Here is a 12,692-nt window from a genome sequence, read left to right as displayed (position 1 = left end):
TTGCAGGAACCCGGGCTAGAGTGGTGTGCCGATGATCACATTGGACGGCGAGAACTGCACCCGTACCGGTTGTTCGACGGTCAGTTTGTGGGTGCGCAGGTGCAGCGGCTCAGCCAGGGCGCAGAGTGTCTGGCCGTTGGGCAGGGCGATGCGCACTTCGCTGGGGCCGTCCTCGGCATCGAGAATGGCTTCGAGGGTGCCTTCGAGAAGATTGTGACCAGATGTTGCGGCTTGCCCGTTGCCCAGTAATTCAAGCCAGCCGGCCTTGATCAGTGCTACCACTTCGGTGTTCGGTTGCAGCTCCAGATGCACGGTGCTGTCGTGGGTGATCTGCGCGTCGATGCACAAGCCTTCGGCCAGTTCGAGGCGGATCAGGTCATTGCGGCCCTGATGCTCGATGCTGACGACTGTGCCGTGCAATTGATTGCGGGCGCTGGTGCGAAGCATCAGACGGCCGAGCAGATCCAGATCACTGGCGTCCTCGGCGGCTTCCAGCACCTGCGCCTGCAAGGCTTGGAGCTTCTGATAAAGACGCAGCACCCGTTCACCTTCGCTGGACAGTTTCGCGCCGCCGCCGCCCTTGCCGCCGACAGCCCGCTCGACCAAGGGTTTCTGCGCCAGATTGTTCAGTTCATCGATGGCGTCCCATGCCGCTTTGTAGCTCAGGCCCGCGCTTTTTGCGGCGCGGGTAATCGAGCCCTGTTCGGCAATGTGTTGCAGCAGGGCGATACGCTGCGGGCGGCGGACGATGTGCTGGGACAACAGGCTGGGCAGGGACATGTCGAGTGCTTTGTTCTGGGGTGATGGAGGAGGAAGTTGGCCGCTTGGCGCGTGTGAGTCAAGCCGCGTCGCCAGGTTTCGGTGTGCGGGCCAGGCAGTAGACGTCGACCCGCGTGGCGCCCGCGTCCAGCAGCAACCGGGCCAGCGCTTGAGCTGTGGCGCCGGTGGTCAGCACATCATCCACCAAGGCCAGATGCCGGCCTCGTACATCGGCCTCCGGCACCCGCTTGAAGGCATTGCGCAAATTGCGTTTACGCGCCCTGGCGTCGAGTGCCTGCTGGGCGCTGGTGTCCTGGGTACGGCGCAGGACATTTTCTTCACAGGGCAGATCCAGTTGCTTGCCGAGCCATTGCGCCAGCATTGCCGCCTGATTGAATCCGCGCTGACGCAGGCGCTTGTTCGCCAATGGCACCGGCAGCAGGGCGTCCGGACGTGGCAGGCCCTCGTCGAAGCGATGTTGCAGGAACTGCCCGAGAACCTCGCCCAACAGGCGGCCAAACGGCCATTTGGCGTTGTGTTTGAAACGGGTGATCAGACTGTCCACCGGGAAGCCGTAGGACCAGGGCACCACCACCTGTTCGAAGGCGGGTGGATCCTTCAGGCACTCGCCGCATGTCAGGCCTGCTGCGGGCAGCGGCAATGCACAAGTCATGCATTGATCGCCAAGCCAGGGCAGGTCGGTTTCGCAGGCTACGCAGAGGGGCGTTTCGGTTTCCGCCGGCTCATCGCAAATCAAACAGGTTTGGTCATTATTTAACCAGATGTAAACCGGTCTATCTTGATGTGGTTGACAGTGCATGGCTCTTCCTTAAATATGCCGAACATCCGTGTCGTGCCTGTGGGTATTCCGTTTCCCCAGGCGCAAGCCAAGCATAACCAAGGAATCGCCCATGAGCGCCAGCACCACTGCCACCCTGCGTCACGACTGGACTTTGGCCGAAGTCAAAGCACTCTTCGTTCAGCCTTTCAACGACTTGCTGTTTCAGGCGCAGACGGTGCACCGCGCGCATTTCGACGCCAACCGCGTCCAGGTTTCCACCCTGCTGTCGATCAAGACCGGCGCCTGTCCGGAAGATTGCAAATACTGTCCGCAGTCCGGTCACTACAACACGGGCCTGGAAAAAGAAAAGTTGATGGAAGTGCAGAAGGTCCTCGAAGAGGCTGCCCGCGCCAAGGCCATCGGTTCGACCCGTTTCTGCATGGGCGCGGCGTGGAAGCACCCGTCGGCCAAGGACATGCCTTACGTGTTGAAAATGGTCGAAGGCGTGAAGGCCATGGGCCTGGAAACCTGCATGACCCTCGGTCGTCTCGATCAGGACCAGACCGAAGCGCTGGCCAAGGCCGGCCTCGACTATTACAACCACAACCTCGATACCTCGCCGGAGTTCTACGGCAGCATCATCACTACCCGCACCTATGCCGAGCGTCTGCAGACTCTGGCCTATGTGCGCGATGCGGGGATGAAGATCTGCTCCGGCGGCATCCTCGGTATGGGCGAGTCCCTCGATGACCGCGCGAACCTGCTGATCCAGCTGGCCAACCTGCCGGAGCACCCGGAATCGGTGCCGATCAACATGCTGGTGAAAGTCGCCGGCACGCCGCTGGAAAACGCTGACGATGTCGATCCGTTCGACTTCATCCGCATGCTCGCCGTGGCGCGCATCCTCATGCCGCAATCCCACGTGCGCCTGTCCGCCGGCCGCGAAGCGATGAACGAGCAGATGCAGGCCCTGGCGTTCTTCGCCGGCGCCAACTCGATTTTCTACGGCGACAAACTGCTGACCACCGCCAACCCGCAGGCCGACAAGGACATGCAGTTGTTCGCACGTCTGGGTATTCAGCCGGAAGCCCGTGAAGAGCATGCCGACGAAGTGCATCAGGCCGCCATCGAGCAGGCGCTGGTGGAGCAGAAGAGCAGCGAGCAGTTCTATAACGCGGCGGTCTGAAACTCGCCCCGATTTGCTGAAGGAACACTCCCCTGTGGGAGCTGGCTTGCCAGCGATAGCGGACTGACAGTCGACACTGATGTTGAATGTGGCGCCGCCATCGCTGGCAAGCCAGCTCCCACAGGATCGGTGTCCATCCTGATTCATGTGATTTGACTGTTCGAGGCTTGCATGTCTTTCGATCTCGCCGCACGCCTTGCTGCCCGTCGTGCCGAAAATCTCTATCGCCAGCGCCCGCTGCTTGAAAGCCCGCAAGGGCCGCAAGTGGTGGTCGACGGTCAGCCGTTGCTGGCGTTCTGCAACAACGATTACCTGGGCCTGGCCAATCATCCGCAAGTGATCGAAGCCTGGCGCGCCGGTGCCTCGAAGTGGGGCGTGGGCGGCGGTGCCTCGCATCTGGTGATCGGCCACAGCGGCCCGCATCACGAATTGGAAGAAGCCTTGGCCGACCTCACGGGAAGGCCCCGTGCGCTGTTGTTCACCACCGGCTACATGGCCAACCTCGGCGCGGTTACGGCGCTGGTCGGGCAGGGCGATACGGTGCTGGAAGACCGGCTCAATCATGCCTCGTTGCTGGATGCCGGATTGTTGTCCGGCGCGCGCTTCAATCGTTATTTGCACAACGACGCCGACAGCCTCGCCAAGCGTCTGGAGAAAGCCACCGGCAATACTTTGGTGGTCACTGACGGCGTGTTCAGCATGGACGGCGATCTTGCCGACCTGCCGGCGCTGGCCCGAGAGGCCAAGGCCAAAGGCGCTTGGTTGATGGTCGATGACGCCCACGGATTCGGTCCGCTGGGAGCGAACGGTGGCGGGATCGTCGAGCATTTCGGACTGAGCCAGGATGACGTGCCGGTGCTGGTCGGCACGCTCGGTAAAGCGTTCGGCACGGCGGGCGCGTTTGTCGCCGGCAGCGAAGAGCTGATCGAAAGCCTGATCCAGTTCGCCCGCCCGTATATCTACACCACCAGCCAGCCGCCGGCGCTGGCCTGCGCAACCTTGAAAAGTCTGGAACTGCTGCGCAGCGAACACTGGCGCCGCGAGCATTTGCAGACGCTGATCCGCCAGTTCCGTCATGGCGCCGAACAGATCGGCCTGGAGCTGATGGACAGCTTCACGCCGATCCAGCCGATCCTGATCGGCGATGCCGGTCGCGCCGTGCGTCTATCGCAGATGCTGCGCGAGCGTGGGCTGATGGTCACTGCGATCCGCCCGCCGACCGTGCCTGCCGGCAGCGCGCGGCTGCGCGTCACCCTGACCGCCGCCCACAGTGAGGCGCAGGTGCAACTATTGTTAGAAGGACTGGCCGATTGCTTTGCCCAACTCAAGTCGGAGCCAAGCCATGCGTGATCGTCTGATTCTGCTCCCGGGTTGGGGCCTCGGCGTTTCGCCGCTGGAGCCTCTGGCCGCTGCGTTGCGTGGGCTGGATGAACACCTGACGGTCGACATCGAGCCGTTGCCGGAGCTGGAATCCAGCGATCCTGCGGACTGGCTCGACGAACTCGATGAGCGCATTCCCGAAGATGCCTGGCTGGGTGGCTGGTCGCTGGGCGGGATGCTCGCTTCGGAGCTGGCGGCGCGACGTGGCGAACATTGCTGCGGCTTGCTGACCCTGGCGAGCAATCCTTCGTTTGTCGCCCATGAACAATGGCCGAGCGCGATGCCCGGCGAGACCTTCGATGCGTTTCTGGCTGGTTGCAATGCCGACCCGCGACAGACCCTCAAACGTTTCTCTCTGTTATGTGCTCAAGGTGCGCAAGACCCGCGCGGCTTGTCGCGACTGTTGCTCGGCGGCGCGCCGAACACTTCGCCGGCGGCGTTAATGGCTGGTCTGGCGTTGTTGGCGCAGATCGATACGCGTAATGCCTTGCAAGTGTTTCGAGGCCCGCAATTGCATCTGTTTGGCGGGCTGGATGGGCTGGTGCCGGCGGAAGCCGCGGGCGAGTTGTTCGCGCTGCTGGCGGATGTCGAGGTCGGGCTGATCGAGAAGGCCAGCCATGGGTTTCTTCTGGAAGATCCCCACGGTGTGGCCGGTGCTATCCAGGCGTTTTTAAGTGAGTGTGGTGATGACTGATTTGTCTCTTGCTGCGCTGCCCGGCGGCTTGCCTGACAAACGCCAGGTAGCGGCTTCCTTCTCACGTGCAGCGGCCAGCTACGACAGCGTCGCCGAGTTGCAGCGTGATGTCGGCACGCAGTTGCTGAATCGTCTGCCGGTGGATTTTCTGCCGTCGCGCTGGCTGGATCTCGGCTGTGGCACCGGCTATTTCACCCGGGCGCTGGCCGAACATTTTGCCGGGAACGAAGGGCTGGCGCTGGATATCGCCGAAGGCATGCTCAATCACGCCCGGCCATTGGGTGGTGCCACACACTTTATTGCGGGCGATGCCGAGCGTCTGCCGTTGCAGAATTCGACCTGCGACCTGATTTTCTCCAGCCTCGCCGTGCAGTGGTGCGCAGACTTCGAATCGGTGCTCGGCGAAGCGTTTCGGGTGCTGAAACCAGGGGGGATTTTTGCGTTTGCTAGTCTTTGTGTAGGGACGTTGTACGAATTGCGCGACAGTTGGCGCCAGGTCGATGGTCTGGTACACGTCAACCGCTTCCGCGAATTCGCCCGGTATGAACAATTGTGCGCGGCCAGTGGTTTGCGCACGGTCAGTCTTGAGAAACGGCCGCATGTGCTGCATTACCCGGATGTGCGCAGCTTGACGCACGAACTCAAGGCACTGGGCGCACACAATCTGAATCCCGGTCGGCCGGGCGGACTCACCGGGCGGGCGCGGATTCTCGGGCTGGTCGAGGCGTACGAGCAGTTCCGTCAGCAACAAGGCTTGCCGGCGACTTATCAGGTGGTTTACGCCGTGTTGGAGAAACCCTTATGAGCGCAGCCTATTTCATCACTGGAACCGACACTGACGTTGGCAAGACCACTGTCGCCGCCGGGTTGCTGCATGCGGCGCGGTCGGCGGGGCTGAGTACGGCGGCGGGCAAGCCGGTGGCGTCCGGTTGTGTCGTGACACCCAGAGGCCTGCGCAACTCCGATGCCTTGGCGTTGCAGGCCGAGTGTTCGTTGCCGCTGACGTATCAACAGGTCAATCCGGTGGCGTTCGAGCCGGCGATCGCGCCGCATCTGGCGGCACGAGAGGCAGGTGTGGCGCTGACGGTGCAATCGCTGCTGGTGCCGATGCGCGAGATTCTGGCCATGAACGCCGACTTCACGCTGATCGAAGGTGCGGGTGGCTGGCGGGTGCCGTTGGCGGATCAGGACAATCTGTCGGATCTGGCGATTGCGCTGAAGCTGCCGGTCATTCTGGTGGTCGGCGTGCGTCTGGGTTGCATCAGTCATGCGCTGTTGACTGCCGAGGCGATTGCCCGGGACGGGCTGCAACTGGCGGGATGGGTGGCGAACATCATTGATCCGAAGACGTCGCGGCTGGAGGAAAACCTGGCGACGCTGGCCGAGCGGATTCCAGCGCCATGCCTGGGGCGAGTGCCCAAGCTCAAGGCGATCAGCGCCGAGGCGGTCGCCGAGCATTTGCAACTGGACTTGCTCGACTGATTTTGGCTATGACAAGGCACAGTGCCATTAGTGTTTTTGACGGGTGTTTTTCTGACGTCTCTGGTTCAATGGCAGCCATTGATCCTTCCCAAGGACGAGAGCTCCCATGGAAATCTCCGGAAACACGGCTTTTTATGCAGGTTTGAGCACGATTCAGACCGGGCAGAACCGCGTCGATCAGGCTGCCAGCCAGATCGCCAACAACACCATCGAGCGTTCGGTCACCAGTCAGTCCTCCGAAGCCCAGATCGATCGCCTGCGCGGCGTGGATCGCAGCCAGCAACTGGATCCGGGCAGCGCCATGGCCGAGATGGCCCAGGGCAAGTTTCAAGTGGAACTGGGCACGAAAGTCGCCAAGGCATCCGATGAAATGCTCGGCACGATCATCGATACGTTCGCCTGATTTTCTGATACCCGCTTTGCCAGACGCCGCGACTGTTCGCGGCGTTTTTCGTTGTAAGTCCTTCTCCCTCAACTAATCTTTTTTTGTGTGCATGGCCCTTTCGGATGCATGTCGAGGTGCTGTGTCCGGCGTTTGAAAAATGTGATGACGAACGGCAAAAGATCGACGCTTGACAAGGTTTCGGCGTAAACGTATGTTTCAAACAACTGTTTGACCGTCACAACAAATCAATGCGGTCGTTCATTCCCGGTTACATCAGCAGAGGTTTATCGCTATGCCTGACTACAAGGCCCCCTTGCGTGATATTCGCTTCGTTCGTGACGAACTGCTCGGCTACGAAGCGCACTATCAGAGCCTTCCAGCTTGCGCGGACGCAACGCCGGACATGGTTGACGCCATTCTCGAAGAAGGCGCCAAGTTTTGTGAGCAGGTACTGGCGCCGCTGAACCGCGTGGGCGACATCGAAGGTTGCACCTGGAGCGAGTCCGGTGTGAAAACCCCGACTGGCTTCAAAGAGGCTTACAAGCAATTCGTCGAAGGCGGCTGGCCGAGCCTGGCCCATGACGTCGAGCACGGTGGTCAAGGTCTGCCAGAGTCGCTGGGTCTGGCTGTCAGCGAAATGGTCGGCGAAGCCAACTGGTCGTGGGGCATGTACCCGGGCCTGTCGCACGGCGCGATGAACACCATTTCCGAGCACGGCACCCCGGAGCAGCAGGAAGCCTATCTGACCAAACTGGTCTCCGGCGAATGGACCGGCACCATGTGCCTGACCGAACCGCACTGCGGCACCGACCTGGGCATGCTGCGCACCAAGGCCGAACCTCAGGCCGACGGCTCCTACAAAGTTTCCGGCACCAAGATTTTCATCTCGGCCGGTGAACACGACATGGCCGACAACATCGTCCACATCGTACTGGCCCGCCTGCCGGATGCACCGGCTGGCACCAAGGGCATTTCCCTGTTCATCGTTCCGAAGTTCCTGCCGAATGCCGATGGCACTGTGGGTACTCGCAACGCTGTGAGCTGCGGCTCGCTGGAACACAAGATGGGTATCCACGGCAACGCCACTTGCGTGATGAACTTCGACGGCGCGACCGGTTTCCTGATCGGCCCGGCGAACAAAGGCCTGAACTGCATGTTCACCTTCATGAACACCGCACGTCTGGGCACCGCGCTGCAAGGTCTGGCCCACGCCGAAATCGGCTTCCAGGGCGGTCTGAAATACGCTCGTGATCGCCTGCAAATGCGCTCCCTGACTGGCCCGAAAGCGCCGGAAAAGGCCGCTGACCCGATCATCGTGCACCCAGACGTACGCCGCATGCTGTTGACCATGAAGGCATTCGCCGAAGGCAACCGTGCGATGGTGTATTTCACCGCCAAACAGGTCGACATCGTCAAATACGGCGTGGACGAAGAAGAGAAGAAGAAAGCCGACGCACTGCTGGCCTTCATGACTCCGATCGCCAAAGCGTTCATGACCGAAGTCGGTTTCGAATCCGCCAACCACGGCGTACAGATCTACGGTGGCCACGGCTTCATCGCCGAGTGGGGCATGGAGCAGAACGTTCGCGACAGCCGCATTTCGATGCTGTACGAAGGCACCACCGGCATCCAGGCACTCGACCTGCTGGGCCGTAAAGTGCTGATGACTCAAGGTGAGGCTCTGAAAGGCTTCACCAAGATCGTCCACAAGTTCTGCCAGAACAACGAAGGCAACGAAGCCGTCAAGGAATTCGTCGCACCGTTGGCTGCACTGAACAAAGAGTGGGGCGAGCTGACCATGAAGGTCGGTATGGCCGCCATGAAAGATCGCGAAGAAGTCGGCGCGGCCTCCGTGGATTACCTGATGTACTCCGGTTACGCCTGCCTGGCTTACTTCTGGGCCGACATGGCGCGTCTGGCGGCTGAAAAACTGGCTGCCGGCACCACCGACGAGGCTTTCTACACCGCCAAGCTGCAAACCGCGCGCTTCTACTTCCAGCGCATCCTGCCGCGTACCCGTACGCACGTGGCAACCATGCTGTCGGGTGCAAACAACCTGATGGACATGAAAGAAGAAGACTTCGCACTGGGCTACTAAGCCTTAACGCGGTCTTTCGAAAAACCGCTGCTCCTTCGGGGGCAGCGGTTTTTTTGTGCCCGGATTTCCCCAATCCCGGGGCTGATTCCCCAGCATTGATGATGTAGTCGCTCAGCCAAACCCCGGCGCTTATTGATTCAAGATGTTTCCAGAAGAGTGGCCAATTAATTGCACTGCCCGAATTACCGGTGCTAACCAGAACTGCCTGCTCAAAGAAGCATGACGCCCGGCACTTAACAACAACAGTCAGGGTGAAGCCTATGAACATCAGTCGACTCGCTCGTTTGACCTTCTGGTTATCCATCGCGCTGTCAGTCCACAGCGCCTGGGCCGCCGCTCCCGCCGAAGTCGATCCCCCGGTGCCGGAGGTCCCGTCGCTGCAATCGTTGCGCGGGATGGTGCCTCCCGATCCCTCCGGGACCGAAGGCGGACGCAAGGTCGACCTGATGACCGACTACGTGCTCAACCGCTCTGCTGCGATCCTGCTGGGCAAGGCGTTGTTCTGGGACATGGAGATCGGCAGCGACGGCGCGACGGCCTGCGCATCCTGCCACTACCATGCAGGCGTCGATCACCGCATCACCAACCAGATCAACCCCGGCCAGGCCAACACCAACGCCAACGTTGCGTCGATTTTCAACAAGCCGTTCATGGCCTCCGATATTCCGGGCGACGTGGCCACCTACGCGACGTTGTCCGGCGGCAAGGGCGGCCCGAACTACACGCTGAAGAAAACCGACTTCCCGACCCACGTACTGAGCAACCCGCTGGAGCGCAACTCGCCCATCGTGTACTCGACGGACGACGTGGTCGGCTCACAAGGTGTGTTCGATGCCAACTTCGTCAAACCCAATCAGGCGCGTTTCGACAAATGCACCCAGCAGCCGGACGGTATTTTCCAGGTCGGCGGCATCAACGTGCGTCGCAGCACCGGGCGCAATGCGCCGTCGGTGATCAACGCCGCGTTCAACGTGCGCAACTTCTGGGACGGTCGGGCCAACAGCGTGTTCAACGGCTTCTCGCCGTTCGGCAATCGCGACCCCGATGCCGGGATCTACGTGACCAGCGAACGCAGCACGGTCGCCACCAAAGTCAGGCTGGCGCTCAACGATGCGTCAGCCGCCTCGCAAGCCGTCGGCCCGCCCGGAAGTCCGGTAGAAATGTCCTGCGGCGGTCGCACCTTTGCCGACATCGGCCGGCGGATGCTCGACACGCTGATGCTCAAGCAGCAACGGATCTCGTCCACTGATTCGGTGCTGGGCCCTGTGTCTGGTGCGCGGCGTCCGACCTATCGCGAACTGATCAAGAATGCCTTCCAGCCCCGGCTGTGGAATGCCACGCAAAACGTGTTGGTGGGCGGTGCGCCATACACTCAGATGGAAGCCAACTTTCCGCTGTTCTTCGGCCTGGCGATCCAGATGTATGAAGCCACGCTGGTTTCCGATCAGGCGCCGATCGATGCCTACCTGCAAGGCGACCACACCGCGATGAACGCGCAGCAGGTCGAGGGCATGAACCTGTTCCTCGGCAAGGGCAAATGCGTCAATTGCCACGGCGGGCCGGAGCTGACCAACGCGGCCAGTCGCTTGCTGATGCATCCGCGCGAACGCATCGAACGGATGGTGATGGCCGATAACCTGACGACCCTCTACGACAACGGCTTCTACAACACCGGTGTCCGCCCGACCTCGGAAGATCTAGCCCTCGGCGGTGCGGATGCCTGGGGCAATCCGTGGTCGTTCACCCGTCAGTACAACTCCGTACTGCAGGGCGGCAAATCGGTCGATCCGCTGGATGTCGACGTCTGTACCTTCGAAGCACCGCTGAGTGCAGCGATTCCGTGCGACGCCACGCTCAAGCCCAATGTCGGTTTCCGCGACTCGGTCGACGGCGCGTTCAAGACCCCGACCCTGCGCAATATCGCTCTGACCGGCCCGTACTTCCACAACGGCAGCCGCGCCACGCTCAAGCAGGTCATGGAGTTCTACAACCGTGGCGGCGACCGGCGCGGCGAGGATGCCAACAACACCAGCGGCTTCGAGCACCCGGCGGTGAATCAGCACAACACCTCCAACCTCGACCCGGACATGACGGCGCTGAACCTGACGCCTGATGAAATCGACGCCCTGGTGAAATTCATGGAAGTCGGCCTGACCGATCCACGCGTCGCCTGGGAGCGGGCGCCATTCGATCACCCGTCGCTGGTCATCCCGCAAGGTCACATCGGGGATGAAAACGCCGTGACCCAGCGCCCGGCCAGTCCGAAAGTCACGACCCGCCAGGCAACGGATGCATTGCTCAATCTCAAGCCTTACGGCGCTGAAGGTCGGCCGACGGCGGAGGGGCCATTGCTGCCGTTCTACAACGATCTTTGAGGGGAAATGACCGTCTGGCCATCAAGCATGATGGCCATGACGGAAGTTTCGTGTTTGTCAGGGAAAAAACCTTGATTGAAGGCTCAGAAACCGAGGGGGGCGGCCGTTAAAGAGACAACCTGTGATCTGGATCACATTGTGTGTGCCTAACTGGCCACATTGCAGGCACAATGCCATCTCTTTGCCAAGACGGTCGGAGCTTTACCCTTGCCGCGTTCTTCCGCTGTACGTTTCAGTCATTTCATACCTTCACTGCTGTTGTTGCTTGCGGGGTTGGCGGCTGCGTACGTCAAAGACCTCAACGTGTTCTTCACCTCGCTGTTCAACGTGCTGCCAACTCTGGTGCTGTTGCTGGGCGGGTCGTATTGCGCGGTTTACCGACGCCAGCGCGAACTGTTTCTGATGGTCACGGTGTACATCGCCTACTTCCTGCTCGACACCCAGACCGACTATTACCGCGACAACGGCAAGGTGCGCGAGGACGCGGCCGTGGTGTTCCATCTGGTGTGTCTGCTGCTGCCCTTGTTGTTCGGTCTGTTCGCCGCGTGGCAGGAGCGCACGCATCTGTTTCAGGACATGGTGGCGCGTTTCGCCGTGTTGCTGGCTTTCGGCAGCGTGGCGCTGGGACTTGAACAAAGCTATCCCCAGGCTCTGCTGATGTGGCTTTCGGAGATCCGTTGGCCGGCCCTGCACGGCGCTTGGATGAGCCTGATCCAGATGTCTTATCCGGTGTTCCTCTCGGCGTTCCTGTTGCTGGCCTGGCAGTACTGGCGCCACCCGCGTCCGCTGCACGCGGCGCAACTGGTGGGATTGCTCGGGGTGTTCTGGATGCTGCCGAAAACCTTCATCCTGCCGTTCACCCTGAACATCATGTGCAGCCAGGTCATGTTGATGATTGCAGCGGCGGTGGCGCACGAGGCTTATCAAATGGCCTTCCGTGACGAACTCACCGGTCTGCCGGGCCGTCGCGCACTCAACGAACGCATGCAGCGTCTGGGTCGCAACTATGTGCTGGCGATGAGCGACGTCGATCACTTCAAGAAATTCAACGACACCCACGGTCACGACGTGGGTGACCAGGTTCTGCGACTGGTCGCCAGCAAGCTGTCCAAAATCAGCGGTGGCGGCAGGGCTTATCGCTACGGTGGCGAGGAATTCGCCCTGGTGTTTGCAGGCAAGACCCTTGAAGAGTGCATGCCGCACCTGGAAGTCATCCGCGAGTCGATTGCGTCCTACAACATTCAGCTGCGCAATCAGGAAAACCGCCCTCAGGACGATCAACAGGGGCGCCAGCGGCGGGGCGGCTCCGGTGCGTCCAGCGTATCGGTCACGGTCAGTATCGGCGTCGCCGAACGAGTCGAGCAGCGTACCCCGGAAGAAGTGCTCAAATCCGCCGACCAGGCGCTCTACGCCGCCAAGGGCGCGGGCCGCAACTGTGTGATGGCGTTCGGTCAGAACCGCCGTGGCGCGGTGCGCATGGACAACGCTGCGGGTTGAGTGATGACGGCGCATTCAGCGTCTGGACAGTGATTGTGGGGCAGGGTGGTCGGCA

General features: G+C 61.1%; 11 protein-coding genes. 9 read left to right on the top strand and 2 right to left on the bottom strand.

Annotated features, from left to right (window positions below):
• Nucleotides 1-15: 15 nt before the first annotated feature.
• The gene (locus J5M72_RS00400; protein WP_207863722.1) at nucleotides 16-780 is read right to left on the bottom strand and encodes a TOBE domain-containing protein; all 765 of its coding nucleotides are present in this window, start codon (nucleotides 778-780) and stop codon (nucleotides 16-18) included.
• 58 nt (nucleotides 781-838) lie between these two features.
• On the bottom strand, nucleotides 839-1,579 hold the full coding sequence (locus J5M72_RS00395; protein WP_207863721.1) for a ComF family protein: 741 nt from the start codon (nucleotides 1,577-1,579) through the stop codon (nucleotides 839-841).
• A gap of 91 nt (nucleotides 1,580-1,670) precedes the next feature.
• Here J5M72_RS00395 and bioB point away from each other — a divergent pair, with 91 nt between their 5' ends.
• The 9 genes from bioB to J5M72_RS00350 all read left to right on the top strand — a co-directional run bounded on the left by bioB (nucleotide 1,671) and on the right by J5M72_RS00350 (nucleotide 12,637).
• Entirely contained in the window at nucleotides 1,671-2,726 is a 1,056-nt protein-coding gene (bioB, locus tag J5M72_RS00390) for a biotin synthase BioB (protein WP_011336244.1), read from the top strand.
• Between the two features lie 171 nt (nucleotides 2,727-2,897).
• A complete protein-coding gene (gene bioF / locus J5M72_RS00385; protein WP_207863720.1) occupies nucleotides 2,898-4,076 on the top strand; it encodes an 8-amino-7-oxononanoate synthase in 1,179 nt (392 codons plus the stop codon).
• Entirely contained in the window at nucleotides 4,069-4,800 is a 732-nt protein-coding gene (locus J5M72_RS00380; RefSeq protein WP_207863719.1) for an alpha/beta fold hydrolase, read from the top strand. The genes bioF and J5M72_RS00380 overlap by 8 nt, the downstream gene beginning before the upstream one ends.
• Nucleotides 4,793-5,605, top strand: a complete 813-nt coding sequence (gene bioC / locus J5M72_RS00375) for a malonyl-ACP O-methyltransferase BioC (protein WP_207863718.1) — start codon at nucleotides 4,793-4,795, stop codon at nucleotides 5,603-5,605. The genes J5M72_RS00380 and bioC overlap by 8 nt, the downstream gene beginning before the upstream one ends.
• The gene (bioD, locus tag J5M72_RS00370) at nucleotides 5,602-6,282 is read left to right on the top strand and encodes a dethiobiotin synthase (protein WP_169432187.1); all 681 of its coding nucleotides are present in this window, start codon (nucleotides 5,602-5,604) and stop codon (nucleotides 6,280-6,282) included. Before bioC ends, bioD begins: the two co-directional genes overlap by 4 nt.
• 106 nt (nucleotides 6,283-6,388) lie before the next feature.
• Nucleotides 6,389-6,685: a pyrroloquinoline quinone biosynthesis protein PqqE gene (locus J5M72_RS00365; RefSeq protein WP_169432186.1), complete on the top strand. Its 297-nt coding sequence runs from the start codon at nucleotides 6,389-6,391 to the stop codon at nucleotides 6,683-6,685.
• 274 nt (nucleotides 6,686-6,959) lie between these two features.
• The gene (locus J5M72_RS00360) at nucleotides 6,960-8,765 is read left to right on the top strand and encodes a phenylacyl-CoA dehydrogenase (RefSeq protein ID WP_169432185.1); all 1,806 of its coding nucleotides are present in this window, start codon (nucleotides 6,960-6,962) and stop codon (nucleotides 8,763-8,765) included.
• Nucleotides 8,766-9,025: 260 nt separating this feature from the next.
• The gene (locus J5M72_RS00355; protein ID WP_207863717.1) at nucleotides 9,026-11,140 is read left to right on the top strand and encodes a cytochrome c peroxidase; all 2,115 of its coding nucleotides are present in this window, start codon (nucleotides 9,026-9,028) and stop codon (nucleotides 11,138-11,140) included.
• A 207-nt stretch (nucleotides 11,141-11,347) separates the two neighbouring features.
• Nucleotides 11,348-12,637 carry a GGDEF domain-containing protein gene (locus J5M72_RS00350; RefSeq protein WP_169432183.1) on the top strand — a complete coding sequence of 430 codons (1,290 nt, stop codon included), beginning with the start codon at nucleotides 11,348-11,350 and terminating at the stop codon, nucleotides 12,635-12,637.
• Nucleotides 12,638-12,692 lie beyond the last annotated feature (55 nt).

This window comes from Pseudomonas sp. 58(2021), assembly GCF_017491585.1.
GTDB lineage: Bacteria > Pseudomonadota > Gammaproteobacteria > Pseudomonadales > Pseudomonadaceae > Aquipseudomonas > Aquipseudomonas fluorescens_BT.
Note: the sequence above shows the minus strand (reverse complement) of the source record. Positions and strands in the feature narration are given on the sequence as shown.